The organism is Streptomyces sp. SID12488, from assembly GCF_010548275.1.
Taxonomy (GTDB): Bacteria; Actinomycetota; Actinomycetes; order Streptomycetales; family Streptomycetaceae; genus Streptomyces.
The window spans coordinates 285,878-311,065 of record NZ_JAAGLT010000007.1; the positions used below are offsets into that span (position 1 = coordinate 285,878).

General features: G+C 68.2%; 23 protein-coding genes and 1 pseudogene. 21 read left to right on the forward strand and 3 right to left on the reverse strand.

What is annotated here, in order from left to right; all coding sequences use genetic code 11:
* Nucleotides 1–122 precede the first annotated feature (122 nt).
* The 6 genes from G3I56_RS14680 (at nucleotide 123) to G3I56_RS14705 (ending at nucleotide 5,692) form a co-directional block, all read left to right on the forward strand.
* Complete coding sequence (locus G3I56_RS14680) at nucleotides 123–482, forward strand: DUF3817 domain-containing protein (protein ID WP_164409395.1); 360 nt, start codon at nucleotides 123–125, stop codon at nucleotides 480–482.
* The gene (locus G3I56_RS14685) at nucleotides 479–772 is read left to right on the forward strand and encodes an MTH1187 family thiamine-binding protein (RefSeq protein ID WP_164409396.1); all 294 of its coding nucleotides are present in this window, start codon (nucleotides 479–481) and stop codon (nucleotides 770–772) included. The genes G3I56_RS14680 and G3I56_RS14685 overlap by 4 nt, the downstream gene beginning before the upstream one ends.
* Nucleotides 773–912: 140 nt before the next feature.
* Complete coding sequence (locus G3I56_RS14690) at nucleotides 913–2,673, forward strand: cellulose synthase catalytic subunit (protein ID WP_164409397.1); 1,761 nt, start codon at nucleotides 913–915, stop codon at nucleotides 2,671–2,673.
* A 3-nt stretch (nucleotides 2,674–2,676) separates the two neighbouring features.
* The gene (locus G3I56_RS14695) at nucleotides 2,677–4,632 is read left to right on the forward strand and encodes a kelch motif-containing protein (protein WP_164409398.1); all 1,956 of its coding nucleotides are present in this window, start codon (nucleotides 2,677–2,679) and stop codon (nucleotides 4,630–4,632) included.
* Between the two features lie 126 nt (nucleotides 4,633–4,758).
* Nucleotides 4,759–5,268, forward strand: coding sequence for a MarR family transcriptional regulator (locus G3I56_RS14700; RefSeq protein WP_164409399.1), 510 nt, complete (start codon nucleotides 4,759–4,761; stop codon nucleotides 5,266–5,268).
* An 85-nt stretch (nucleotides 5,269–5,353) separates the two neighbouring features.
* Nucleotides 5,354–5,692: a DUF3817 domain-containing protein gene (locus G3I56_RS14705; protein WP_164409400.1), complete on the forward strand. Its 339-nt coding sequence runs from the start codon at nucleotides 5,354–5,356 to the stop codon at nucleotides 5,690–5,692.
* A 14-nt stretch (nucleotides 5,693–5,706) separates the two neighbouring features.
* Here G3I56_RS14705 and G3I56_RS14710 read toward each other — a convergent pair whose 3' ends face one another.
* Complete coding sequence (locus G3I56_RS14710; protein WP_164409401.1) at nucleotides 5,707–6,330, reverse strand: TetR/AcrR family transcriptional regulator; 624 nt, start codon at nucleotides 6,328–6,330, stop codon at nucleotides 5,707–5,709.
* 207 nt (nucleotides 6,331–6,537) lie between these two features.
* On the opposite strand from G3I56_RS14710, the gene G3I56_RS14715 reads away from it, so the two are divergent.
* From G3I56_RS14715 to G3I56_RS14740, 6 genes are all read left to right on the forward strand, one after another.
* Entirely contained in the window at nucleotides 6,538–7,515 is a 978-nt protein-coding gene (locus G3I56_RS14715) for a tetratricopeptide repeat protein (RefSeq protein WP_164409402.1), read from the forward strand.
* Nucleotides 7,516–8,199: 684 nt separating this feature from the next.
* Complete coding sequence (locus G3I56_RS14720) at nucleotides 8,200–8,844, forward strand: DUF6230 family protein (RefSeq protein ID WP_164409403.1); 645 nt, start codon at nucleotides 8,200–8,202, stop codon at nucleotides 8,842–8,844.
* Between the two features lie 134 nt (nucleotides 8,845–8,978).
* Nucleotides 8,979–9,602 carry a DUF6114 domain-containing protein gene (locus G3I56_RS14725; protein WP_164409404.1) on the forward strand — a complete coding sequence of 208 codons (624 nt, stop codon included), beginning with the start codon at nucleotides 8,979–8,981 and terminating at the stop codon, nucleotides 9,600–9,602.
* Nucleotides 9,592–10,956: a hypothetical protein gene (locus tag G3I56_RS14730; RefSeq protein ID WP_164409405.1), complete on the forward strand. Its 1,365-nt coding sequence runs from the start codon at nucleotides 9,592–9,594 to the stop codon at nucleotides 10,954–10,956. Before G3I56_RS14725 ends, G3I56_RS14730 begins: the two co-directional genes overlap by 11 nt.
* Before the next feature lie 770 nt (nucleotides 10,957–11,726).
* On the forward strand, nucleotides 11,727–16,592 hold the full coding sequence (locus G3I56_RS14735; protein WP_239134886.1) for a polymorphic toxin-type HINT domain-containing protein: 4,866 nt from the start codon (nucleotides 11,727–11,729) through the stop codon (nucleotides 16,590–16,592).
* A 2-nt stretch (nucleotides 16,593–16,594) separates the two neighbouring features.
* Nucleotides 16,595–17,266 carry a hypothetical protein gene (locus G3I56_RS14740; protein ID WP_164409406.1) on the forward strand — a complete coding sequence of 224 codons (672 nt, stop codon included), beginning with the start codon at nucleotides 16,595–16,597 and terminating at the stop codon, nucleotides 17,264–17,266.
* A gap of 52 nt (nucleotides 17,267–17,318) precedes the next feature.
* Here G3I56_RS14740 and G3I56_RS14745 read toward each other — a convergent pair.
* Nucleotides 17,319–17,432: pseudogene (locus tag G3I56_RS14745) on the reverse strand (6-phosphofructokinase); the annotation flags it as partial.
* A gap of 43 nt (nucleotides 17,433–17,475) precedes the next feature.
* Between G3I56_RS14745 and G3I56_RS14750 the strand changes: the two are divergent.
* The 9 genes from G3I56_RS14750 (at nucleotide 17,476) to G3I56_RS14790 (ending at nucleotide 23,599) form a co-directional block, all read left to right on the forward strand.
* On the forward strand, nucleotides 17,476–17,865 hold the full coding sequence (locus G3I56_RS14750; protein WP_164409407.1) for a hypothetical protein: 390 nt from the start codon (nucleotides 17,476–17,478) through the stop codon (nucleotides 17,863–17,865).
* Between the two features lie 140 nt (nucleotides 17,866–18,005).
* Nucleotides 18,006–18,410: a hypothetical protein gene (locus G3I56_RS14755; RefSeq protein ID WP_164409408.1), complete on the forward strand. Its 405-nt coding sequence runs from the start codon at nucleotides 18,006–18,008 to the stop codon at nucleotides 18,408–18,410.
* The gene (locus G3I56_RS14760) at nucleotides 18,407–18,793 is read left to right on the forward strand and encodes a hypothetical protein (protein WP_164409409.1); all 387 of its coding nucleotides are present in this window, start codon (nucleotides 18,407–18,409) and stop codon (nucleotides 18,791–18,793) included. Before G3I56_RS14755 ends, G3I56_RS14760 begins: the two co-directional genes overlap by 4 nt.
* A 211-nt stretch (nucleotides 18,794–19,004) precedes the next feature.
* Complete coding sequence (locus G3I56_RS14765) at nucleotides 19,005–20,078, forward strand: hypothetical protein (protein ID WP_164409410.1); 1,074 nt, start codon at nucleotides 19,005–19,007, stop codon at nucleotides 20,076–20,078.
* Between the two features lie 172 nt (nucleotides 20,079–20,250).
* Entirely contained in the window at nucleotides 20,251–20,574 is a 324-nt protein-coding gene (locus G3I56_RS14770; protein ID WP_164409411.1) for a polymorphic toxin type 27 domain-containing protein, read from the forward strand.
* 19 nt (nucleotides 20,575–20,593) lie between these two features.
* Nucleotides 20,594–21,001: a hypothetical protein gene (locus G3I56_RS14775; RefSeq protein ID WP_164409412.1), complete on the forward strand. Its 408-nt coding sequence runs from the start codon at nucleotides 20,594–20,596 to the stop codon at nucleotides 20,999–21,001.
* A 1,023-nt stretch (nucleotides 21,002–22,024) separates the two neighbouring features.
* Nucleotides 22,025–22,876, forward strand: coding sequence for a helix-turn-helix transcriptional regulator (locus tag G3I56_RS14780; protein ID WP_164409413.1), 852 nt, complete (start codon nucleotides 22,025–22,027; stop codon nucleotides 22,874–22,876).
* A gap of 11 nt (nucleotides 22,877–22,887) precedes the next feature.
* Entirely contained in the window at nucleotides 22,888–23,079 is a 192-nt protein-coding gene (locus G3I56_RS14785; protein WP_164409414.1) for a hypothetical protein, read from the forward strand.
* A gap of 37 nt (nucleotides 23,080–23,116) precedes the next feature.
* Nucleotides 23,117–23,599, forward strand: a complete 483-nt coding sequence (locus tag G3I56_RS14790; protein ID WP_164409415.1) for a hypothetical protein — start codon at nucleotides 23,117–23,119, stop codon at nucleotides 23,597–23,599.
* A 70-nt stretch (nucleotides 23,600–23,669) separates the two neighbouring features.
* On the opposite strand, the gene pyk is transcribed toward G3I56_RS14790, so the two are convergent.
* Nucleotides 23,670–25,100, reverse strand: a complete 1,431-nt coding sequence (gene pyk, locus G3I56_RS14795; protein WP_164409416.1) for a pyruvate kinase — start codon at nucleotides 25,098–25,100, stop codon at nucleotides 23,670–23,672.
* Nucleotides 25,101–25,188: the final 88 nt, after the last annotated feature.

Below are 25,188 nucleotides of genomic sequence, written 5' to 3' on the forward strand. Positions count from 1 at the left end.
CCGAACATCCGTCCATACCCCCGCACCCCCGTCCCGGTCGCCCGAGCCGCCGATGCCACAATGGGCAAACGTTTGTGCACCCATTCACAAAGCGACCCCCTCGCACCCACCGAAGGTGACCCGTGGACATCAAGACCGCCTCCTCCCTCCGCCGCCTGCGGCTGGTCTCGGCGCCCGAAGCCGTTTCCTTCCTCCTCCTGCTGGTCTGCTCGGTGCTGAAGCGGACCACGGACTTCAACGCGGTGCCCGTCATGGGCGCGGTCCACGGACTCCTCTTCGTCCTCTACGTGATCTTCTGGGCGGACGCGTGGAGCCGCGCCAAGTGGTCCCTGAAGACCGCCGCCCTCTACTTCGTCCTCTCCGTCCTGCCGACCGGCGGATTCTTCGCCGAGCGCAAGCTGCGCCGCGAGGCCGAGGGCGCGGTCAACGCGGCCATCGCCTTCCGGGCCCGCCAGGAACAGGAAGAGGCCTACAAGTCATGATCGTCGCCTTCTCCGTGACGCCCCTCGGCGTCGGCGAGGACGTGGGGGAGTACGTCGCCGACGCCGTCCGCGTCGTCCGCGAATCCGGGCTCCCCAACCGCACCGACGCCATGTTCACGTCCATCGAGGGCGACTGGGACGAGGTCATGGACGTCGTCAGGCGTGCCGTCGCCGCCGTGGAGGCACGCGCGCCGCGCGTCTCCCTTGTCCTCAAGGCGGACATCCGCCCCGGCGTGACCGACGGGCTCACCTCCAAGGTGGAGACGGTGGAGCGCCACCTCTCCCCGTGACCCGCACCGGGTGACGGGGCACCGCTCACCCGGTAAACCACCCCCGTACACGCTCACCCGTCCGGACGCACCCAGTTCGACTCGCTGTCATATCTCCCCTTTGGTGGGGATATCGGCTCGTTCGATCACTGGAGGGCGCTGTGCGGCCGGAGGGCTACGACTACGACACCCACAGCCGGCTCGCCGGACCCCTGACCGAGGCGCCGGCCGGATCCCCGTACCAGGTGCGGTACACCTCGCTCCTCTCCCGCGAGCCACGCCGAATACGCGCCGTCCTGCTCATGACCCTCGCGCCGCTGCTCACGGGCGCCCTGCTCGTCTACCTCGTCTGGCCCACCCACTGGGTGGAGCGCGAGGCCGGTGAGAGGTGGATGGTCGATCTCGACATCGTGATGCTCGTCGCCATCGGGCTGATCGAGCTGTTCATGGTCGTCAACGTGGTGTCCATCGCCCACGCCACCATGGTCGCCCGCGACCCCGTCCCCGTCGTACCCGAGTCGGGCACCCGCGTCGCCTTCCTCACCACGTACGTCCCGGGCAAGGAACCCCTCGCGATGGTCCGGGCCACCCTCGAAGGCGCGATCCGCGTCCGCCACACCGGCCCCGTGGACGTCTGGCTCCTCGACGAGGGCGACGACGATCAGGCCTGGGCGCTCTGCGCCGAGCTGGGCGTACGGCACTTCAGCCGGTACGGGGTCCCCGAGTGGAACCGGGCCAAGGGCGTCCACCGGGCCCGTACCAAGCACGGCAACTACAACGCGTGGCTCGCCATGCACGGCGACGAGTACGACTTCTACGCCTCCGTCGACACCGACCACGTCCCGCTCCCCAACTTCCTGGAGCGGATGACGGGCTTCTTCCGCGACCCGGACGTCGCCTTCGTCGTCGGCCCCCAGGTGTACGGCAACTACACCCATCCCGTCACCAAGGCCGCCGAGTCGCAGCAGTTCCTCTTCCACGCCCTCATCCAGCGCGCCGGCAACCGCTACCGCGCCCCCATGTTCGTCGGCACCAACAACGTCGTACGCATCGCCGCCGTCAAACAGATCGGCGGGCTGTGCGACTCCATCACCGAGGACATGGCCACGGGGTTCGAGCTGCACCGCCGCCGCAATCCGCGCACCGGGCACTACTGGCGGTCCGTCTACACGCCCGACGTGCTCGCCGTCGGCGAGGGGCCGGCCTCCTGGACCGACTTCTTCACCCAGCAGACGCGGTGGTCGCGCGGCACGTACGAGACGCTCTTCAAGCAGTACTGGAAGGCGCTCTTCACCATGCCCCCGGGCCGGCTCCTCTCGTACACGCTGATGCTCGTCTACTACCCGATGACCGCCGTCAACTGGTTCCTCGGCATTCTGAGCTGCTTCCTCTTCCTCTGGTTCGGGGCCTCCGGCACCCAGGTCGCCGCCTCCGTCTGGCTGATGCTCTACAGCGACGCCGCCGCCCTCCAGATCGGCCTGTACCTGTGGAACCGGCGGCACAACGTCTCGCCCCACGAGCCCGAGGGCTCCGGCGGGCTCGCCGGCATGGCGATGTCGGCGCTCTCCGCGCCGATCTACCTGAAGTCCTTCGGCGCGGCGCTGCTCCGCCGCCCCAGCCGGTTCGTCGTCACGCCGAAGGGCGGCGACGCCAGCCCCGACCGGCTGCTCACCTTCCGCGTCCACCTCTTCTGGGCCGCGCTCCTGGCGGCCTCACTCGTCGCCTCGGTCCACCTCGGCCACACCCATGTGGCCATGCGTACCTGGGCCGTTCTCGCCATGGCGATCTCCCTGGCCCCGGTCGGGGTGTGGATCGCCACCCGGCTCAAGGACCGCAGGGAGAGCACAGAGAGCGGCGAGGAACCGGCGCTCACCACCGGCGCCGTCGCCCCGGTCTCCGGCACCCCGACAGGAGGCAACTAGGCCATGGCCTTCCAGCCCTCGAAGAAGACCAAGAAGACCGTCCTGGGCATCGGAGGCGTCGTCCTCCTCGCCGGTCTCAACGCCCCCGCCGTGCTCGGCTTCGCCGGTGAGCGCTACCACGAGTACAAGATCGCCCAGCCCGGCTACCAGGCGAAGTACGGCTCCTGGAGCTCGATCGACATCCCCAGGGAGTTCCGCACCAACGCCATCCACGCGGCGCTGCTCCGCACCGGCAAGGTCCTGATCGTCGCGGGCTCGGGGAACGAGCAGAAGAAGTTCGACAAGGGTTCGTTCGACACGATCCTCTGGGACCCGAGGACGGACACCTTCAAGAAGATCGCCACCCCGGACGACTTCTTCTGCGCCGGACACGCCCAACTCCCCGACGGACGGCTCCTGGTGGCCGGTGGCACCGCCCGCTACGAACTCCTCGACGGCGAGGTCGAGCGGGCCGGCGGCGGGATGCGCGTCAAGAACGAGAACCCCGACAAACCGGTGGTCCTGAAGAAGGGCACCCGCTTCCGCTCGCCCGCCGGAGTCGTGTACGTCAGCCGGTTCGACGTCACCGTCCCCGAGGCCAGGCGCACCCAGAAGATCACGTACAACGCGGCCGGGGTCATGCAGCCCTGGGTGACGAAGGTCGTCCCGAGCGAGGCCCGCGTCTTCGTCGAGGCGGCCGAGGCAGGGCCCGTGTCGATCACCGCCAAGCAGGCCCAGTACGAGATCGTCGGCCTGAAGGGCAAGGACGCGGACAACACGTACGGCCTCTCCGAGAAGATCACCATGGACAAGCAGGACTTCCAGGGGATCAGGGCGGCCTACGAGTTCGATCCGAAGGCCGAGAAGTACATCCCGGTCGATCCGATGGACAAGGCGCGCTGGTACCCGACGCTCGTCGGCCTCGACGACGGACGGGTCCTGGCCGTCTCCGGGCTCGACGACGTCGGTGCGATCGACCCCGGGGACAACGAGATCTACGACCCGAGGACCAAGGAGTGGACCCCGGGCCCCAAGCGCTACTTCCCCACCTACCCGGCCCTTTTCCTCACCAAGGGCGGCAAGTTGTTCTACCCGGCCTCGAACGCCGGTTACGGACCGGCGACGATGGGCCGCGCGCCGGGCCTCTGGGACCTGGAGAAGAACACCTTCGAGAAGGTGCCGGGCCTCACGGACGCCGACGAGACCGAGACGTCCGCCTCCGTCCTCCTCCCGCCCGCGCAGGACCAGAAGGTGATGATCCTCGGCGGCGGAGGCGTCGGCGAGTCCAAGAAGGCGACGCGTCGCACGGCCGTGGTCGACCTGAAGAAGGACAACCCGGTCTTCGAGCCCGGCCCCGACCTCCCTCAGGGCACCCGCTACCTGAACAGCGTCCTCATGCCGGACGACACCGTGTTCACGTCCAACGGCTCCGCCGACTACCGGGGCCGCAGCGGCAGCAACATCCTCAAGGCGCAGTTCTACGACCCCAAGGCCAACGCGTTCCGCACGGCAGCCTCCCCGAAGGTGGGCCGCAACTACCACTCCGAGGCGCTGCTCCTGCCCGACGGCCGGGTCGCCACCTTCGGCTCCGACCCGCTCTACGACAACCAGCAGAACACCAAGCTCGGCCACTTCGAGCAGCGGATGGAGATCTTCACCCCGCCCGCGCTGCACAGGAACGGCAAGAGCCGTCCGGTACTCGGGGACGGCCCCCAGGAGACCGACAAACTCGGCCGCGCCACCTTCGCCACCACCCACCCCGAGCGCGTCGCGAAGGCCCGCCTGATGCGCCCCAGCGCGGTCACCCACACGACGGACGTCGAACAGCGCTCCATCGACCTCCCCCTCAGCAAGGACCGCACCTCGGTGACGGTCGACGTACCGAAGGACCGGACACTCGTGCCGCCCGGCTGGTACATGCTGTTCGTGACGGACGCGAAGGGGACACCGTCGGAGGCGAAGTGGCTCCAGGTGCGGTGACGGCACGGATCCAGGGGCCCAGAGATACAGGGAGCCACCGAACAGGGTTCCCCGAGGCCCACCGGGCCGGACCGAAGGGCGAGACGGGGCTGACCGCGATATGACCGGCCGGTAGGGTCTGGTGCCGTGCCGAAGCCGCTCAGTCTCCCGTTCGACCCCATCGCCCGCGCAGACGAACTGTGGAAGCAGCGCTGGGGAAACGTCCCGTCCATGGCCGCGATCACCTCGATCATGCGCGCGCAGCAGATCCTGCTCGCGGAGGTCGACGCGGTGGTGAAGCCGTACGGTCTGACGTTCGCGCGGTACGAGGCGCTGGTGCTGCTCACGTTCTCCAAGGCGGGCGAGCTGCCGATGTCCAAGATCGGCGAACGTCTGATGGTCCACCCGACGTCGGTCACCAACACCGTGGACCGCCTCGTGAAGTCGGGCCTGGTGGCCAGGCGCCCCAACCCGAACGACGGCCGCGGCACCCTCGCCACGATCACCGAGAAGGGCCGGGAGACGGTCGACGCGGCGACCCGCGACCTGATGGCGATGGACTTCGGCCTCGGCGCGTATGACGCGGAGGAGTGCGCGGAGATCTTCGCGATGCTGCGGCCGTTGCGGGTGTCGGCGAGCGACTTCGACGCGGAGTAGGGCCGCAGGCCCGGTGCGTGGGGGCGGGGCCGGGGTGCCGGGGTCGCCGGAAGATCGCCGGAAACGGATGGTTACGCTCGTACGCATGAAGAAGAGCGTGTTGACCCGCTACCGCGTCATGGCCTACGTCACCGGTGTGCTGCTGGTTCTGCTGACCCTCGGAGTGATCGCCAAGTACGCGCTGAAGCTCGATGGCGCGGACGGCTTCACGAGTGTCGTCGGTATCGCGCACGGCTGGCTGTACCTCGTGTACCTGGTCTTCGCCTTCGATCTGGGCTCCAAGGCGAAGTGGCCGGTCCGCAAGCAGCTGTGGGTCCTGCTCGCCGGCACCGTCCCCACCGCCGCGTTCTTCGTGGAGCGCAAGGTCAGCCACGAGCTGGCGGGGCAGATCATGGAGCCGGCGCCGGTGGCCGCCAAGGCGTAACTGCCACGTAGCCGCTAGTGGTTGCGGCCCAGTCCCAGCACCAGCACCCGGGTGAACGCCTCCGCCCACTCCGCGTCCACCGGCTCCGCGCTCACCAGCGTGCGGTGCACCACCGCGCCCGCCACCATGTCGAAGATCAGGTCGACCGTGCGGGCGGCCTCCTCCGGGCCCGTTTCCGGGGGGAGTTCGCCGCGCCGCTGGGCGCGGGCGCGGCCTTCCAGGACCAGGCGCTTCTGCCGGTCCACGATCGAGGCGCGGATGCGTTCCCGCAGCGCGTCGTCGTGCGTCGACTCCGCGACCACCGCCATCAGACCGCTCTTGGTCTCCGGGCGCACCAGGATCGCCGCGAACTGGAGGACGACGCCCTCGATGTCGGCGGCGAGGCTGCCCCGGTCGGGCATCTCCAGTTCGTCGAAGAGGGCCGCGACCGCGTCGACGACCAGTTCGTTCTTGCCTGGCCAGCGACGGTAGAGGGTCGTCTTCGCCACTCCCGCACGCGTCGCCACGTCCCCCAACGTCAGCTTGGACCAGCCCAGTTCGACCAGCGCGTCCCGCGTCGCCGCCAGGATCGCCGCGTCCGCCGTGGCGCTGCGGGGGCGTCCCGTACGACTGACGGGGGTGCGGCTGCGGCTCTGCATGGCATGACCATAACCGGCCATTCCCCTCCTGTGAGGCCGTGAGGGAGGTCACTTCGAGGTGCTCCCGGGGCTGCTTCCCAGGAGGCTGCCGCTGCCGTTACGCTACGACTCGTAGCGAAAGCGGTGGCCATCGGTGGTGCCCATCGATCAGGACCGCATTTCACAACGCCTTTCACATGAGCGTGCCGGACGGGGGAGGATAGACGCATGCAGCCACGGAACATGTCCATGAGCGGGGTCGTCGACCTCGCCGCGGTGAAGGCGGCCCAGGAGGCCAAGTCGAAGGCGGAGCAGGCTCGCGCCGAAACCGCCCGGCAGGGCGGGGGAGGGGCCGTCTCGCCGACCGACCTCGTCATCGACGTAGATGAGGCCGGGTTCGAACTCGACGTCCTGCAGCGGTCCACCGAGGTGCCCGTCGTCATCGACTTCTGGGCCGAGTGGTGCGAGCCGTGCAAGCAACTGAGCCCCGTTCTCGAGCGGCTGGCCGTCGAGTACAACGGGCGCTTCGTCCTCGCCAAGGTCGACGTCGACGCCAACCAGATGCTGATGCAGCAGTTCGGCATCCAGGGGATCCCCGCCGTCTTCGCTGTTGTCGCCGGGCAGGCCCTGCCACTCTTCCAGGGCGCCGCCGGCGAACAGCAGATCCGCCAGACCCTCGATCAGCTCGTGCAGGTCGCCGAGCAGCGCTTCGGCCTCACCGGCCTCGTCGTCGACGCGGACGCCGAACCCGGCGACCGCCCCGCCCCCGCCCCCCTGGACCCGGTCGGGCCGTACGACGCGCTGCTCGAAGCCGCCGTACAGGCTCTGGACGCGGGTGACTTGGCCGGCGCGGTGCAGGCGTACAAGAACGTGCTGAGTGACGATCCCGGGAACATGGAGGCCAAACTTGGCCTCGTGCAGGCCGAGTTGCTCCAGCGGGTGCAGGGAGTCGATCCGCAGCAGGTGCGCAAGGACGCCGCCGAGAAGCCGGGAGACCCGACGGCGCAGATCATCGCCGCCGACCTGGATCTGGTGGGCGGCCATGTCGAGGACGCGTTCGGGCGGCTCATCGAGACGGTGGGGCGTACGGCGGGCGACGACCGGGATGCCGTACGGCTGCGGCTGCTGGAGTTGTTCGAGGTCGTCGGCGCGGATGATCCACGGGTGGCGTTGGCCCGGCGGGCGCTGGCGCGGGCGTTGTTCTGAGTCTGACTGACCGGTCGGTCGGGGTGAGCGGCAGGTCACAGTTCGATCAGTGGTCTGACCTGTCGCTAAACACTACGACGCGTGTTGTCAGCGTGAAGAATTTGTCGATCGAGTGCTCATGCGGCCTCACTTTGCCAAATCTTGGCAATTGCGGCCGCTGTTACTTGGAGTAGCTCGGGGGCGTCACGCTGTCGGGTTTGGGCCCTGAAGCTGCCGGTTTGTCACCCCTTTGAGTGCCACCCAGCGTTGTCGAGCGACACCCGCGGGTCGCTGCTCGGTTATCTGCCCGTTACTAGCCAGTAACGAACCCCCTTGTGCGGGCGGCGAGAATGCACCACGATCGGCGTCGCTCGGTCCTATCCCGTACACCGGCAGCCAGTCGGGCGGACGGGAGCTGTTGGGTCCCCACCGGGCAGAGTCGGCGGCAGTGGCGCCGGCTCTCGGACAGGGGGGTCTTCGCCTTCGGGTGGAGCCTGTCCGGCAAGGTTGCGTGTGATGTGCGTCAGGCGCGACCAGTGGTTGTCGCTCGGGGGTGATCGCCGGTGAGCTCGGGCGCTGTTCGCGCCGTCGAGCGCGGGCGCTCTCCTATACCGAGGACGTAGCACTTCTCCCATCCCTGCCCGGCTGGGCCGCCGTCATTGGGGCAGTCAGGGTCAGGAGATGTACGTCCGAGAAGGAGGAATTATGGAGTCCCAGGTGCGTGGCGGGACAAGATGGAAGCGCTTCGCTGTGGTCATGGTGCCCAGCGTTGCCGCTACGGCATGTATAGGTGTTGCCCTCGCGCAGGGTGCTCTCGCCGCTTCGTTCAGCGTTTCTGGCCAGTCGTTCAAGGTCAGCGCTGACTACATCCACGGTGAGGGCTTCTCGCAGTACGGCGCCATCGATGCCGGCAAGACGCTGGACGGCAAGGACGCCATTCACCCGGTTGCGGTGTCGGCGTTCTCCGATGCCCGTATCCAGAACATGTGCCAGTCGGTCGTTACGCCGGGCATCCCGTTCTTGGGTTCTGTCACTCTGCAGCTGACCGCGGGCAAGAGTGACGACGAGGACAAGCAGGTTTCTGCCAAGAACCTGTACATCGACGTCGAGGACCTCGCCGCCGAGAAGGCCGTGTTCAGCGGCATGAACATCGGCGTCGCCGGGCGTGACCTGAAGAACCCGCCCATGAAGGGCGGCGGTGAGCAGGCGAACCCCAACGGCTTCGGCCAGCAGGCGGACAAGGTGGATCTGTACAAGGTGAAGCAGACGGCGTGGGCCACCACCGCCGGAACCTTCACGTTGCCCGGTCTGAGCATGAAGCTCTACTCGGGTACCAAGGAGTGCTACTAAGCACTCGGTGACGGGCGGGGGAGGCCGTGAGGCACCCCCCGCCCGTTCCTCTCCGACCGGGTCTTCGCGCACCGCCCTCACGGGCTGGCGGAAGACTCCTCACCACAGCAACACCGCACCAGGGAGCTGTTTCCATGAGCGCCGAGACTCCTGCCGCCCCCAGTCTGTTCGACCGGCTGTGGCTGCAGTTCCGCGCCTGGCGGGGTACGAGGCCGTTCTGGGCCGGTCTGTTCGTCATGCTCGCCGGTATCCCGATCATGTACTTCCCTTACGCGCACCTCACGATCGGCCAGCTCACGGTCCGCATGTCCACAACGGCCGGCGCGGGATCGCTGATCATCGGAGTCCTGCTCGTCGTCCTGGGTATCAGCCTCTGGTTCCAGAAGCACGTACGGACCTTCGCCGGTACCGCCGCGATCCTGCTGGGACTGGTGTCTCTCCCGGTCTCCAACTTCGGCGGGTTCATCATCGGCTTTCTGCTGGCCCTGGTCGGCGGCGCGCTGGCCATCGCCTGGGCGCCCGGTGAGCCGGAGCCGGACACGAAGTACGGGGTACCGGCGGGCAACGGCGGCACGGATGCGGCCCCTGCCCCGGAGGCCCCTGAAGCCCCTGTTTCCGCCGAGGCCACCGACGGGGCGGACCCTGCGGCGGAGCCGAGCGGACTGGACATGAGCAAGTCGAACGAGCCGTACGAGCCGAACGATCTGTCAGGAACTAGCCCGGTGAACGGGGCGAACGGGAGGCGCAGTGCCGGCTGACAAGGTGACCCACGGGACTGATGTGGAAGAGTCCCGCGGGCGAACCGGGCCGAGGCACGCGGCCCCGAGGAAACCGCTGTTCACCAGGTTCCATGTGCCTGCCGGAAAGGCGATAGCCCTGGCGGCGATGCCGACCGCGGTGCTCATGGGCATGGGGTTCACGCCGACGCTCGCCAACGCCGACGAGCAGCCGGCGTCGAACGCTCAGCGGGCCGAAGACTACAAGGCCTGCGTCGCGGCCATGACGGACGACGCCTCGGCGTCGGCGAGCCCGTCGGTGTCGCCCTCGGAGAGTTCGTCCGACGAGGCCTCCGACGAAGCGACGCCGACCCCTTCTGCCTCCGCCGACGATTCGAAGCCGAGCGACTCCTCTTCGTCGGATTCAGGTTCCGACGACGAGGCCACGCCGGCCCCGACGCCTTCCGCGAGCAAGACGACGTCCAGTGGCAGCACCGGCGGCGGCAGCGACACGCCGACACCCACCCCCTCGGCGAGTGCGAGCGCCACCGAGGAGAGCGGCAACCTGCTGGAGACCATCGGCGACGCGATCGTGGACGTCTTCACGGGCGGCAGCGACTCGTCGACCGACACGGCGTCCACGACGACCACCTCCACGGAGTCGACGGAGACCACCGAGGCCGCCGACAGCGCCACTCCGACGCCGACCGCGTCCCCCGCCGCGACCGCGGAAGCGGCCGACAAGGGCACGACGACCGGTACCACCACGGTCAAGGACGCGAAGCCGAAGGTCACCGAGGTCCTCAAGGACGTCACCGACACGGCGGCCAAGGCGACCGAGAAGACCACGGAGGCGGCCACGAAGGCGGCCGACAAGGCCACCGCGTCCCCCAGCCCCTCGGCGAGCGCGACGACGGACCTGGACGACTGCCGGGTCGCCACCGAGGACGAGGGCGGTGTCGACAACACCATCCGGCTGCCCGACGACCCGTGGACCCTGGAAGCGAGTTCGTTGCTGCTCACAGGCGCGGACTACCAGGGCATCGTCAAGGTGCGCACCGCCGACGGCACGGTCAAGGACGTCCTGAAGTATGTGATCTCCGGTGGCACGGAGATCAACGACCTGCACCAGATCGTCAAGGACGACCTGTCCGGCAAGACCTACCACGCGCAGGCGGCCAAGGGCTCGAAGTCCACGATCAACAACGGCAAGACGGTCATGTACACGGAGAGCATCTCCGGCAACCTGTTCGGCCTGGTCCCGGTGACCTTCACCCCGAAGAGCCCGCCGCCCCTGAACATCCCGCTGATCTACTTCACGAACGTGAAGGTCATCCAGGCAGGCCAGTTCGGCGGCACGCTGACGGTCCCGGGCCTGCACCAGTACACGACCTGAGCACTCACATCCCCCGTTCGGGAGCCGCACCGAGGCCTGTGGCCCGACTCACCGCTGTTGGCGGGGGGTCGGGCCACAGGCCTGTGCGGGAGGTAAGCGGGGTTCGAACGTAATGGCTAATCAAGGGTTTCGTAAACGCTTTCCCAGTGCCATGATGATCCGGTCCCTGTGGGAAGGGGGCCACGGGGGGCGCGTGTTGACCGCACGCGCAGCGGAGACGGGGGTCTCAGTACTTCCTGACTTTCCTTACGCGGCAGGCCGCCGGTGACTCCACCGGTCGGTCGTGGCGGAGTGTTCGTCGTGCCTTCTTCCTGCTGGCCGAGACCGATCATCCGGACCAGACCATCCAGGCAGGTATCGATGCGTGAACAACTCCGCGAAGACCTCAACGAGCCGTCCGCGACGAGGCCTTGCGGCTGCCGCCGCCGTACTCGGCGTAGTGGTACCCGCGGCCCCCGCAGCTTCCGACGAGCCTAGAACGCCGCTCTCGGCAGCACCGCAGGGCCGCCCCTGCTCTGCTCAACTCCCTTGCCGGGCAAGGTAAATCCTCAATCCACGCTTGCCGCTCTCTGGGTGTCATCCAGCCCCCAGGTTCAGGCTTTTGTTCATGTTCGGACCCATTGCTTGAGTGACCGTCAGGTTCGACGGCGCGAGGTCGCCGAGTCGTGCCGGCCCCGCCGTATCCCTCGGTCGGCTCCCTGATCAGAACGGGTACTCCATTGCGCTCCAGACCCCCAGGGTTTCCCAAACCCCTGCTTCGGCTCTCTCGCATGACCGGCCGTCTGCTCCCGCCGATGCTCGCCGTGGCCTTGGTGGCCGGGGTGGGCGTGAGCAACGAGTACAAGGCACCGCCGACCGAATTGGCTGCCGACTACGACTGGTACGAGGACACCGCCGCCGAGCAGTTGCGGCAGGACCAGTGCCTGATGAGTGAGGTACTGCGGCTGGGCGGGCCGACCATGGCCTCCACCGCGAAGGAAGCACTCAACCAGAGTCCGGAGGGGCTGCGGGAGCTGGCCGACCGGGACCGCTGGGAGGACACTCCGCTCGCCATCGCGTACGAGTCGGACCGGGATGCCGCGCGTGCTGAGCTGGACCGGCTGCACGTGCTCCACAACAGCTGGAAGATATACGGGCTCGAGACGCCGGGCGGCTTCGATTCCGTCGCCGACTTCGAGTGGCCGCCCGGGACCAGCGGTGACGACGGTGAGGACTTCCACTCCCAGACCGGCCTCACGGCGTGGATCGCCGACCGGTTCTGGAAGAGTGAGGGTGACTTCTACGAGGACGCGACCCCGAAGGCCGACGCGGAGACCGTCGCGGCGGTGAAGGCTCTGGGGCAGCCGCTGTACGGCAGCGACCCCGATCCGTCCCTGCCGGACTGGGACCGACGGCTCGCACTGCGGGACGCCTTCAAGCACCTGACGGCCTGGAGTCTGGAGCCGACCGGAGCGGACAACGCACGCATCTTCCTGAGCTCGGGCGGGTTCCCGAACAAGGCACCGGTGCCGGGTACCGCCGAGCACCGGGTCGCCGTCGAGGACCTCAAGTCCCGGTTCGCCGCCTGTGGGTGGCGTGACCCGATGGACCCGGAGAAGGTCCTGGGCGAGGTCTCGGCGACCGCCGGGGCGGAGTGGCAGCAGGAGATCGGCTCGCAGGCCGCCAAGCGCAACGACATCCTGACCGCGAACAAGAACGCCGTCCAGGCGCTGACCGTGGCCTCCGAGTCGATGGGCAAGATGCTCGGCCACTCGTGGGTCGCCGACCACATCACCCGCTGGCAGGACTACTGGTCCTCGGGCGGCATCGGCTGGGTCGGCGATTCCCCGATGGCCGTCCAGATCCCGGGTGCGGCCGGCAAGTGCCTCGGTGTGCAGGGTTCCGGCACCGCGAACGGCACGGCTGTCGAGGTCGTCGCCTGCGCCACGGCGGCCGCCCAGCAGTGGAGGGTCAACGGGGGATACGGCGAGGGCTACAGCCTGCAGAACGTGAACTCGCAGAAGTGCCTCGACCTGGCCACCAACCAGACGAAGATCCAGATCTCGACCTGCCTTGGCACGCCCACGCAGGTGTGGAAGTTCAGCGTCCGGGCCGGCGCCACCCTGCAGAACCTGGGGGCGAACAAGTGCCTGAACTTCCCCACGTACACAGCCGGACAGGACGCGCTCGCGGCCGCCTGCAGCACCGCTGCCACGCAGAAGGTGCTGTTCAAGGTCTCCGCACACAACGGCACTGTTCCACCGACGGCGGAGTTCACCAAGGCCACGCAGCGGCTGACCGCCGCGCGCACCGGAGCGCAGGCCGAACTGGCCGAGCTCAAGCGCCGGGCGACGGCCGCGACGGCCGCCCAGACGGCCAGCACCACCGCCGAGCAGGCGGCGTACGCGATCGCGGACGCCAACGGGGCGCCGCGGGGTCGCGGTCTGCTGGTGGGCCAGCAGAAGGCACAGGTCACGCAGGGAGCGGCGGCTGCCGTCGCGGCGCTGGTGAAGGCCGGCGAGACCGCCGAGGCAGCTACTCGCGCGGCTGCCGCCGACAGCGCCACGATCGCCCAGCGGGCGCTGGCGCAGGCCGCGCAGTCCAAGGCGGAGTTCCGCAAGCAGGCTGCCTACCGGGCCGAACTGCAGGCCAAGGCGGCCGCGGACGCGGCCAAGCTGCACCGCGACAACGCCAAGAAGGACAAGGAGCTGGCCGAGTCGAAGCTGGCCGAGTCCCTGGTCGCGGAGACGGACGCGAAGGCGGCGGCTGCTGACGCGCACGCCAAGCGGCTGAAGGCCGAGGCCGAAGAGGCCACGGCGAAGAAGGAGAAGGAGACCGCCGACGTCAAGAAGTCGGAGGCGGCCCGCCACCGGCAGACCGCGGAAACCGAAGCGGTCAACGCGGAGACCGCCAAGGGCAGAGCCGAGGCGTCGGAGGCCACTGCGGTGGCCCGGAAGGAGGACGCCGAGACCGCCCGGGATCGTGCCAAGGACCTGCGTGACGACGCGTGGGACGCCGAGCAGAAGGCGGACGCGGCGCGCGCCAAGGCCGATGCCAAGGAGGCCTACGCCGAATCTCTGGTAGCGGGGGGTGCGGCGGACGCCGCGCGGGCGGCCGCCAATGAGGCCGGCCGGCACGCGGACGATGCCGAGGCGGCGGCCGGCCGGGCTCGTATCGCGGCCGACGCGGCCACCCAGGCGGCAGCTGACGCGGACGCGGCGGCGACTCGTGCGGAGGCCGCCGCCAGACGCTCCCGGGCAGCCGCGGACGAGGCGCAGGCAGCGAAGCTGCGTGCGGACGCCGCGGTACGCACCGCGACCAGCGCAGCCGCCGACGCCATCGACGCCTCCGAGCACGCCTCGGCCGAGGCCGCGCTGTCGGTCAAGGCGGCCAACGAGGCCGAGGCGAAGGCGAAGACGGCCAGGGCCGAGGCGGACGCGGCGCAGGCCGAGGCCAACAAGGCCACCGTCGCCGCAGCGAAGGCGGCGGGGTTCGCCTACGTCACCGCGCAGGCGGCGGTGGACGCCGGGAACTCCGCCGCGCAGGTCGCAGCGCCCGCGAACGACGCGATCCAGTTCGGCTCGCCGTACGTCACCAAGGACTCGGCCGCATCTCTGGTGGTCCTGTCCGGCCAGGCGGCGAAGACCATCGCCGAGCAGCAGAAGGCCGTCGCGGACGCCCACGCCACCAACGCGGCGGAGGAAGCGGCTGCCGCCCAGGCCATCGCCGACCAGGCACAGGGTGACGCCAAGGTCGCCTACCAGCACGCGGCGAACGCCGCCAAGTACGCCTCGGACGCCCGCGGCTACTCGAAGGAGGCGCTGACCTACGCGGCCGCTGCGGCGACCGCCGCGACGAAGGCACAGCAGTCACTGGCCCGCACCATCGGCTACCAGGCCCAGGCCACCGCCGACGCGGCGGCCGCCGACAAGGCCGCGGGTCGCGCCGAAGGCTACGCCGAAGCAGCCCGCACCTCTGCCGATGCCGCCGCCCTCGATGCTGCCGCCGCCCGTGCTGCCGCCGCGCAGGCGGAGGAGTCGGCCAGCCGGGCCAGGGCCGCCGCCGAGCGGGCCGACGCCGCGGCGACGGCGGCGGAGGAAGCCGCCAAGGACGCCCAGGCATTCGCCGAATCAGCACAGCAGGCAGCCGAGTCCGCCGAACGCAAGGCCGCCAACCAGACGGTCAGCGACGGTGCCGGCACCAGCTTCGGCGGCGGCACGTTCTTCGTCGTGGACGAGGACAGCGTCGAGGTCACGGATGTCAGGCAGCAGCAGCCGTGCGAACTGCCGCCCGGCATCGGCACGAGCTGCACGGTCACCTTCACCTACACCTTCAACGTCAAGGTCGACTACTACCTGTGCACCAATGCCAACGTGCCGGCGACCCAGTCGGGCTGCCCGTCGGTGGACACGGTGCATCTGGGTTCAGAGCCCTTCACCGGCCTGAAGAAGGACATCACCAAGACATTCACCCAGTGGGAGATCCTGCAGGGCCTGCTCAAGACCTATCTCGAGGTGGGCAGGCAGATCCTGGTCCAGGACTTCGTGGACTGCTGGCACGGCAGTGTGTCCGGCTGCGCCTGGGCGGCGTCCAACTTCATCCCGGGTAAGGCGCTGGGCAAGGTCGTAGAGGGGCTCAACGCTCTGAAGCTCGCCATGCGCACGGGCACCGGGGTGCGGGAGGCGTTCAAGGCGCTGAAGGCACTGGACGACATCGACCCGGCGACCCTCGCCAAGATCGAGAATACGGTCGACACATACGAGGACCTGGTCACCACCTGCACCCGGAACAGTTTCCCCGGAGGCACCCAGGTACTCATGGCGGACGGCTCCCGCAAGGCGATCCGCGATGTGCGTGTCGGTGAGACGGTGCTGGCCACCGACTCGCAGAGCGGGCAGTCCGCGGCCCAGCCGGTGACCGCGACCTTCAGCCACGACACCACGCGGCTGGTGGACATCACCGTCAGCGGCGGAGTCCTGACCAGCACGGCCGGTCACCGGTTCTACGTCGCGGAGCGCGGCTGGACGCTGGTCTCGGACCTGCGGGTGGGCGACCGCCTGCGCACCCCCGACGGAAGCCTGCACCTGGTGCAGGGCCTGCGGGACCGCGCCGGCCTGGCGCCCCGCGAGGTGTTCGACCTCACGGTCGACGGGTTCCACTCGTTCTACGTCGGCACCGTCGGGCAGCGTTCCCGCGACGTCCTGGTGCACAACTGCACCAACATCCTCGCCGACGAGACCATCGAGGGTGCGCACACCCTCAATGACCATGTGAACCTCAGCCCCCAGAAGCTGGCCGACAAGCTGGCCAAGGACGGCGTGGCGACGCAGTGGGCCAGCAGGGACATCGCCGTCGCGGCGGTCGACCAGGGCATGGCAGACTGGATCAAGCTGCCCGGCAATGCGGACAAACTGGAGGCCTGGCGCATCAGGCAGGCCCAGCGGGTCGGCAAGGGCATCGGCTTCGACCCGAGAAAGGACCTGCTGCCCATCCGTATACCGGTCACCGGGCACGGCCCCTCGCTCGGTACGAAGTGGGTGAGCGGCGGCAGCTCTGCCGGCCAGGCCGTCGGCAACACGGTGGTGATCCAGCTGAAGTTCGCCAAGGGGCATATGAAGCCCAAGACCTGGGTCGTCTACACCGCCTACCCGGAGTAGACATGACCTACGAGACCGGCCTCACCTGGCTCTCCGAGCAGTGCGACGAGTTGGCGGACCTGCCTCCTGCGGAGATGGACTGCCTCATCGAGCGGGGGCCGGTCTCGGCCATGCTCCTGATCACCGAACGGTCTGCCCTGGAGCTCGGCCACCCGGCGTCCCTGCAACTGGGCCGTGACGTACGGCGGCTACTGGACTCCGGCCTGACGGACGACACGATCCGCACGGCCTGGGTCGGCTCAACCGACCACGCGTTTGACCCGGCCAAGCAGCAGGTCGGAGCGCGGGAGTGGCTGGGGCGGATCGAATCGGCCTGGCTCGCGGTGGAATCCCACCGTGACCCCGGCTTCACTCCGCCCCCGGCCGACCCCGTGACGGACGAGTCCCTGCGCGCTGCGGCTCGCAGGGCGATGGCCCCGGTGGCCGCCGTGCTGACACGGGCGCACGAGGAAGGGGAGGTGTTCAACCCGCTGCCGCTGCCCGCCCCCCTGGTACCGGCGCTGGAGCAGGTGATCACCGGGGCGTGCGCCGACCTCGGTTTCCGGCTCTTCCTGCGCGCGGTCAAACGCCACGCGCTGCCGCTGAACGGCCCGTACCGGGCAGCGCTGGTGGCACTCGGCGAACGTCTCGGCTACCCGGAAGGTGCAGTCGACCAGGGCCTTCAGAGGGACTGACGTTACGAGGGGTGGGCGGGAGACGTGTCCCGCCCACCCCTCGCAGCGGACGTCAGTACACCGATTCAGCCTCGTCCATCCGGCCCACCGGCACCGTCTTCAGCCCGGTGACCGCGTCCTTCAGCGGGACCATCTCGATGTCCGTGCCGCGCAGGACCGTCATTCGCTACGAACCCATCAAGAAAAGCTGACGCGGGAGGGCGAGACGTTTGAGAACCCAGATGAAGATGACCCGCGACGGCGACGCGTTCATCGCCCGGCTCACGCCCCGTCAGGTGTCGGCGATGTACGAAGCGCTGAGCTACCTGAGCGACCGGGGCTGCGGTGACACGGAGCTGACCCTGTTGGTCGGCACGGGCAGGGAGGCGGTCGACGCGCTCATGAAACGCTTGGCCGGACGACACACCGAGTCACGCGACTTCAGGTTCACCATGGGGGAACTCCACATGGTGCTCAGCGCACTGACCGCCGCGCCCACGATGTTCACCGGGCGCGAAGGCGCTTTCCTGGAGGAGCCGTTCAATATTCGGCTGGGCTTCTACCGGGAGAACTTCGATGCCCTGGCGTGCGCCGTCGTCCGCGCAGCGGCCGAGGCGTGACACTCGGCGGTAGCCACTGACTGCGCAAGAGGGCGAGGGCCCTGTTCACGGGGAACGCCCTCGCAGCCGTACAGACGCAACCGTGGGGGCAGCCCTGTTCGCCCTCGCCCAAGTAGAGAGGACGGAGGACGACGCACCATATGGACACGGACCTCGAACTGACCCGGGACGGCGAGGAGTTCGTCGCACGGCTCGCCCCGTCGCAGGCAAGTGCCCTGTACGAGGCGCTCATTTACGCGCGCCACGAGAATGTCACCGACGCGTATCTGACCGTGCTGCTGGGCGCCGGCCGGGATGTCGTCGACGGCCTCCTGGCCCGCCTTCGTGACCACGGGGGCAAGCCGCTCGATGTTCGGTTCCAACCGACGGAGCTGCACGTGGCGCTCAGCGCGCTGACGAACGCGGCGACGCATTTCGTCTCGGGCCAAGGCCTGTTCTCTGAGGAACCTTTCCACATCCGGCTGGGCTTCTTCCGGCAGAACTTCGATGCCTTGGCACTCGCCATCAACAACGCCCTCTACCAGTTCTACGAGACGGCGTCATGAGAAGCAGCATCGGACTCACCCGCGACGGCGAGGCCTTCCTCGCCCGGTTCACCCCGGCCCAGGCCGAGGCATGCCACCGGGCGCTGTCCTTCCTGTACGACCGGACTCCGGGAGCCACAGCCCGGGCCGTCCAACTCGGCACGGATCCGAAAGCCGTCGCCTCCCTCACCGAACGCCTCGCGGGCGAGCGCAAACAGTCCTTCGAACTCCGGCTCCCTCTCCAGGAGTTGCACATCCTGCACAGCGCGCTGACTGCCACCGCGGTCATGTTCCTGGAACGCGGCGCGTTCTCGCAGGAGGAGTTCTACCGGCGGACGACCTTCTACCGAGAGCACTTCGACGCCTTGGCGAGCGGCATCGTCGAGGCGGCGTCCAAGGTGTGACACACCATGGACGCCTCGGCGGGCCCGGCACCTGAGGATGCTGCTGCTTGATCCAGGCCCGGCTGCTTCCCCCGTTGGGCTTCCGTTCCGGCGGGGTCTTCCGGATCCGGACATCTGCTGGCGCCATGACCGCAGGAGGCGTGGTCTGCCGAAATGGAAGAGTCGACAGCCCGAATCCCCTTCGCCGCAGGCGACTCCTACAGGAGAACCCTTGACATACGTTGACCCCCAGAAGCGCAAAAACGCCGAAGAAAACGGTATTCCGCATGCTCCCGAAAAAGTCATCGCCGAATGGCACTCGCTGGCGGAGACAGTATGTCGAGAGTTGCGGCACGCCGGTCTCCCCGCTTACACGCAACACCCCAACACTCTGGCCGACATGCAGGCCGGCGCGTGCGTTTCCGTCGACACCGTCGACGGTCCGGCAGGTGGCGTCCACGTCAGCTGGAACGCCGGTGAGACCCTGACCGAGGCTGCCCTCGGATACATGGAGCCGGATAGGCTGGATCTCGGGGAACCGGTGATCGAGCACGGAGTGCGAGTCGGTGCACTCATGGACGAGACGATCAGAAGCGTGCTCACGCTTGCCGGTTTCCGCACCTGTGACGCGGTCGAGCTCAACGACCTGGCCCCGGGAACCCATGTCGCCGGCCGACAGCCGAGACAGTGGTTCATCGAGTACATCCTCACGGAGGGTGTACTCGGTCTTATCGCCACGATCCGTTCCCGCGATCCAAGCGGTGACAATTCCGGTGAGCCGACCGATATCAGCGTGGAGGGCAGGGTTCTGCTCACCGCACGGGCCATTCGGATCGTGCAGGATGGTCTGCACCGTCTGACGGATGACGATCGGCAGGAGTCCGCCCGCGTCTTCCGCAGGCTCGCCGGAGCGATGCACAGCCAGGACATGGTGTACAGAGGCTTCTGGAAGGCAAACCGGTCACTGCTGGAACTTCCCGACGAGCTCTGCCTCCCAACGCAGGAACCACCGGCCGAAGCTGGTGGTCCGGTGACCCGCTCTCAGGTACTCGTGGCCGCGTACCTGGCTCTGCTCGGCAGTATCGAGCTGGCAGACGAGGACACCGTCGACGAGGACGCTGCCGTCAAGATCACCGAAGCGTGGACGGGAACCCTGCTGCGGCGGCTGGACGAGGCACCTGACGAGGACCGGCAGGAGCTGGTTCGCCTCTTTCGAGAGGCCGCGCGCGAAGAGACCAACTCCGCGCACAAGACGTTCGCTTCCGGTTTCCCGGAGGCCATCGGTTTGGTCGAGGGGAGCGACTGAACCGATAGTCAATCGATCAGGTGATCCGGGCATCGGCCCCAGATGTGCTCCTCCTGCCTCCAACCGCCGGGTGACTCCACGAGGCGGTCGGCGAGCATCATGACCGACGCGTCGATCGGCACCGACATGATCTCTCACCTCGTACGACGTAGAGAACGTCCTCAAGGACCTGGTGAAGGACGGAGACCAGGTCGTCCTCGGAATCAACCCTCGCGCGGACAAGCTGGCGAAGGAGATAGGCGCCAAGACTTTCAACAACAAGGCCTACGGCACGGAGCTGCTACGGGAGATGGGGATGGGCGAGCGTCCTATCTGGACGGTCGGAGTCGAAAGGACGGTGTCCAACCCCAACGTGCGGCTGACGGTCCTAGATGGACGGCGTCGTCGGCGCCTCCAACGCCGACGACGCGCTTGGACGTCGATCGAGTGGCACTTGGGAGGCAAGCGGGTCTTCCCCGAGCGTTTCAAGCCGGCCAACGGGAAGCCGGTGCCGTAACTAGGAAAGAGCTTCGGACATGACCGATTTCATCCGCACCGGAAGGCTGTTCCGGGTGGCCGGGTTCAACCCGTCCCACCGGTATCTGTTCCTGCTGAGCGAAGCCACGCTGGTCGACGGGACCTCGACGCATATCGAGGTGACCATCGGCCACGTGAGGCTGATGCTCCTGCAGCCCTACTACCGCAACGGCCTGCACATCCGCCGCGCCAATCCGCAGGAGTTCGCAGTGCTGGCGGAACGGCACGGGCTGGAGCCCGCCGATGCTGACTACACCTGGATGCTGGACCCTGACGGCGACAGCTTCGTCGTGGGTGGCAATCCGAACTGGCGCGAGGCGGAGTACGCGCTGATGGGAGGCCGGGAGTCGCTGTGGACCGGGCCCTGGCCGCCGGACTTCCCGGCGGAATCGGGGGGCGTCTTCTGACGCCTCGTCGCCCTCACCTTGTCACTTATGGTCCAGCATCGAACGCGACTCGAACTCGAAGCAGACGGTTCCGCTGATCAGCTGGCCTGCTGGCAGACGCCGGGCAGCCCGGCCGGCCTGGCCCGGCCGGGACGGTGCTGCGAAGTGGCTGGTGCGGGGCGGGGCATGTGGGTGTTTCGGTGAAGTGAGCGAGGTTTGGGGCGGCGCCAGCAACCGCCCCGCCCCAGGTCACCCCCTCCCGGCCCTCACCCCCGCAAACTCCCGAGTCCCTGCCCAAGGCAGCACCGCCCACATCCGAGTCCCACCACCCGGCTCCCGAGCCTCCCCGAACCCCCACTCCCCGCCACACCCCTCCACCACGCACCCCAATACCCGCAACGCATCCCCCCTCCGCTCATCGCAGGCCGCAGCCAGCCGGGGATGCACATGCCTCCGGTGACCGTCGTAGAGCACCACCTGCAACTCCCCCTCCCACCAGCGCAGCGACACGTACACCGACGCGTCCGCAGCGAACCGGAAAGCACAAGCCGTCAGCTCCCCCACCACCTGTACGGCAGCGTCCGTCATCTCCTCCAGCCCATGCGACTGGAGAACAACCCGAGTGGTAGCCCGTGCAACCCGCGAACTCACCGCCTCGGCAGGCAGTGTGAACCCGTACGTGAGCGTGTCCGGAGAGGGCGGCGGGGCCTTCGTGAGATCGGTCGAGATGGGACAGGCCGAGACGGCGAGCGATGCACACATGGCGAACTCCCTTGCTGGACAACGGACTTGACGTATTCGACGTACACCCGACCGGTGGCCTGTCTCCCTGGCGCGAGCGCGCCCCTCCCAGGGAAGGAGGACGCGGGCAGGCTCACGCGATGCGCTTCCGAGTGGTGTCGGGCCGTAAGCGACTCGTCACCAACTGTAGGCCTTGATGGGGAACGTGTGCCACATTCTCTTGCGCATTGCCTCCATCGAAGTGGACCAGTACATGGCTGACGCGGCAGACTGACTCCCAACCAACCGGGGAGGAAGGTGTAGATGCCGACACGGCCCGCGCCGACGGAACGTCAGAAGCGCCTGGGTGCCGAGCTGCGCAAGATGCGGCTCGCGGCCGGCCGGACCACGGAGTACGCCGCCGGGCTGCTCGGGCTGGACCGAACGAAGGTGTCCAACATGGAGTCGGGCGTGCGAGCCACCTCGCCCGAGCGGATCCGGATACTCGCCAGCAACTACGACTGCGCGGACGAGGCCTACGTCAACGCGCTCGTGGCCCTCGCCGACTCACGCAACCGCGGCTGGTGGGAGAGGTTCAGGGGCGCTCTCCCTCAAGGGCTGCTGGATGTCTCCGAGTTGGAGTGGTTCGCCACCCGGTTACGCAGCTATCAGACCGTTCACATCCCGGGTCTGCTCCAACTAGGCAGCTACGCCCGGGCCGTCTTCGACTCGGCGCTGCCCCCGCTGCCCAAGTCCGAGGTGGAACTGCGTGTCGTACAGCGCCTGCAACGTCAGCAGGTGCTCGACCGCGATAACCCCGTCGACTACGTCGCGTACGTGCACGAGTGGGCGCTGCGCATGCAGTTCGGCGGGCGTCGGTCCACCCGTGAGCAGCTCACCCACCTGTGTGAAGCGTCAGAGCGCAAGCACGTCGCCGTACGCGTGCTCCCCGTCGAGGCCGGAGCTTTCCCCGGCGCCGGGCACGCCGTTCTGTACGCCGACGGTGCCGTCCCGCAACTGGACACCGTGCAGCTGGACTCCGCGCACGGCGGCGAGTTCACCCACGCCGAATCCCAACTCGCCAAGTACCGCGCTCACATGGACTGGTGGCATACCCACACCCTGAACTCTCAGGACTCGCGCGACCTCATCCACGCCATCGCCCAGCAACTCTGAGGAGAGCCACCATGCCCGAGATCACCTGGGAAGAGCCCTACTGCGCCGAAGGAAACAACTGCTTCCGCATAGGCACCGACCCTCACGACAACGCCTACATCGCCATCGCCGGCCAAGAGGACACCTACCTCACCGACACCCGAGAAGCCCTCCGCACCCTCATCCAGGACATCAAGGCCGGCAAAGCCGACCACCTCCTGTGACCCGGAGCTGTGTGTCCGGTAGGAGTGGTGAGAAGAGATGATTGCTTTCGCGTTCGAGCCGCGTGCGGACGACGACTCCTGGGCCCCGGACTGGCCGACGGAGAAATCGGACTGGCCAGAGTGCCCGGGACTGACGAACTCTGATTTCCGTCTGGAGCTCTTCCAGGCGGATCTGCGACTCGTCGTCCACGGTGTGGACCTCGGCGTGCACCTGTCGGGACAACCCGTGGTCGACTTCGCGCTGATGTTGCACTACGCCACGACGATGCTGGAGACCCAGAGTGACATCGCGGTCGAGGCCAGCCTGACCCAGCATGTGTACGCCTTCAGCAGAGACGGGGACTCCATCACCCTCACGACGGAGTGGCCCCCGCGCGTGGCTCAGCTGACCTGGCCCGAGCTGCGGCAGCTCACCGACCAGGCGAAGGCCGAAGCGTTCCGGCTGATCACCACCGCCCATCCGGGGCTGCGCGACAACGCGTGGTTGCGCGAGACGGTGGGAGCGTCGCCGGCCATGTGATCCAACGGCGACGAACTGAGGGCGTCCCCAAGTTCACCGGGGACGCCCTCACCGTCGTACAAGCACCCGATCAGGCGTGTTCGCCCTCGCCCAAGTGATGGACGCGGACCATGTTCGTCGTGCCCGGGACGCCGGGCGGGGAGCCGGCTGTCATGACGACGATCTCGCCGATGTTGAAGCGGTTCAGCTTCAGCATCTCCTGGTCGACCAGGGAGACCATCTCGTCCGTGCTGTTGACGAACGGGACGACGTACGAGTCGACGCCCCAGCTCAGGGACAGCTGGTTGCGGGTGCCCTCGTCGGTGGTGAAGGCGACGATCGGCTGGGCCGCGCGGTAGCGGGAGAGGCGGCGGGCCGTGTCGCCGGACTTGGTGAAGGCGACCAGGCCCTTGCCGCCGAGGAAGTCGGCGATCTCGCAGGCCGCGCGGGCGACCGAGCCGCCCTGCGTCTTCGGCTTCTTGCCGGGGACGAGGGGCTGGAGGCCCTTGGAAAGGAGCTCCTCCTCCGCCGCCGCGACGATCTTCGACATCGTGCGGACCGTCTCGAGCGGATACGCGCCGACCGACGACTCCGCGGACAGCATGACCGCGTCCGCGCCGTCCAGGATCGCGTTCGCCACGTCGGACGCCTCGGCGCGCGTCGGGCGGGAGTTGGTGATCATCGACTCCATCATCTGGGTCGCGACGATCACCGGCTTGGCGTTGCGCCGGCACAGCTCCACCAGGCGCTTCTGCACCATCGGGACCTTTTCGAGGGGGTACTCGACGGCGAGGTCGCCGCGGGCCACCATCACACCGTCGAAGGCCGCGACGACGGCCTCCATGTTGTCCACCGCCTGCGGCTTCTCCACCTTGGCGATGACCGGGACGCGGCGACCCTCCTCGTCCATGATCTTGTGGACGTCGTCCACGTCACCGGCGTCGCGGACGAAGGACAGGGCGACCAGGTCGCAGCCCATGCGCAGGGCGAAGCGCAGGTCGTCGATGTCCTTCTCGGAGAGGGCCGGGACGTTCACGGCCGCGCCGGGCAGGTTGATGCCCTTGTGGTCCGAGATGACGCCCCCCTCGATGACGATCGACTTCACCCGCGGACCCTCGACGTCCACGACCTTCAGCTCGACGTTGCCGTCGTTGATCAGGATCTGGTCGCCGCGCGACACATCACCCGTGAGGCCCTTGTACGTCGTACCGCAGATGGTCTTGTCACCGGGGACGTCCTCGGTGGTGATGACGAACTCGTCGCCCCGCACCAGCTCGACGGGGCCCTCCGCGAAGGTCTCCAGGCGGATCTTCGGGCCCTGCAGGTCGGCGAGGACACCGATGGCCCGGCCGGTCTCCTTGGCGGCGGCACGGACCCGGTCGTACCGGCCCTGGTGCTCGGCGTGCGTGCCGTGGCTGAAGTTGAAGCGGGCCACGTTCATCCCGGCCTCGATCAGCGACACGAGCATTTCGTGGGAGTCGACCGCGGGGCCGAGAGTACAAACGATTTTCGAACGGCGCATGGGGCGATCCTATCGGTTTGTTTCGCTTCGGAATATTCCGCCTGGTGGACGACGTAGAAGCACCTACTGGACACAAAGGGGCGGGATA

Bases quoted from the DNA above. Each gene is read 5' to 3' on its own strand.
- G3I56_RS14760 (WP_164409409.1), top strand. From the start codon at position 18,407: ATGAGAAGCAGCATCGGACTCACCCGCGACGGCGAGGCCTTCCTCGCC.
- pyk (WP_164409416.1), bottom strand. From the start codon at position 25,100: ATGCGCCGTTCGAAAATCGTTTGTACTCTCGGCCCCGCGGTCGACTCC.
- G3I56_RS14705 (WP_164409400.1), top strand. From the start codon at position 5,354: ATGAAGAAGAGCGTGTTGACCCGCTACCGCGTCATGGCCTACGTCACC.
- G3I56_RS14725 (WP_164409404.1), top strand. From the start codon at position 8,979: ATGAGCGCCGAGACTCCTGCCGCCCCCAGTCTGTTCGACCGGCTGTGG.
- G3I56_RS14775 (WP_164409412.1), top strand. From the start codon at position 20,594: ATGACCGATTTCATCCGCACCGGAAGGCTGTTCCGGGTGGCCGGGTTC.
- G3I56_RS14735 (WP_239134886.1), top strand. From the start codon at position 11,727: ATGACCGGCCGTCTGCTCCCGCCGATGCTCGCCGTGGCCTTGGTGGCC.
- G3I56_RS14685 (WP_164409396.1), top strand. From the start codon at position 479: ATGATCGTCGCCTTCTCCGTGACGCCCCTCGGCGTCGGCGAGGACGTG.
- G3I56_RS14695 (WP_164409398.1), top strand. From the start codon at position 2,677: ATGGCCTTCCAGCCCTCGAAGAAGACCAAGAAGACCGTCCTGGGCATC.
- G3I56_RS14720 (WP_164409403.1), top strand. From the start codon at position 8,200: ATGGAGTCCCAGGTGCGTGGCGGGACAAGATGGAAGCGCTTCGCTGTG.
- G3I56_RS14715 (WP_164409402.1), top strand. From the start codon at position 6,538: ATGCAGCCACGGAACATGTCCATGAGCGGGGTCGTCGACCTCGCCGCG.
- G3I56_RS14790 (WP_164409415.1), top strand. From the start codon at position 23,117: ATGATTGCTTTCGCGTTCGAGCCGCGTGCGGACGACGACTCCTGGGCC.
- G3I56_RS14755 (WP_164409408.1), top strand. From the start codon at position 18,006: ATGGACACGGACCTCGAACTGACCCGGGACGGCGAGGAGTTCGTCGCA.
- G3I56_RS14710 (WP_164409401.1), bottom strand. From the start codon at position 6,330: ATGCAGAGCCGCAGCCGCACCCCCGTCAGTCGTACGGGACGCCCCCGC.
- G3I56_RS14780 (WP_164409413.1), top strand. From the start codon at position 22,025: ATGCCGACACGGCCCGCGCCGACGGAACGTCAGAAGCGCCTGGGTGCC.
- G3I56_RS14785 (WP_164409414.1), top strand. From the start codon at position 22,888: ATGCCCGAGATCACCTGGGAAGAGCCCTACTGCGCCGAAGGAAACAAC.
- G3I56_RS14740 (WP_164409406.1), top strand. From the start codon at position 16,595: ATGACCTACGAGACCGGCCTCACCTGGCTCTCCGAGCAGTGCGACGAG.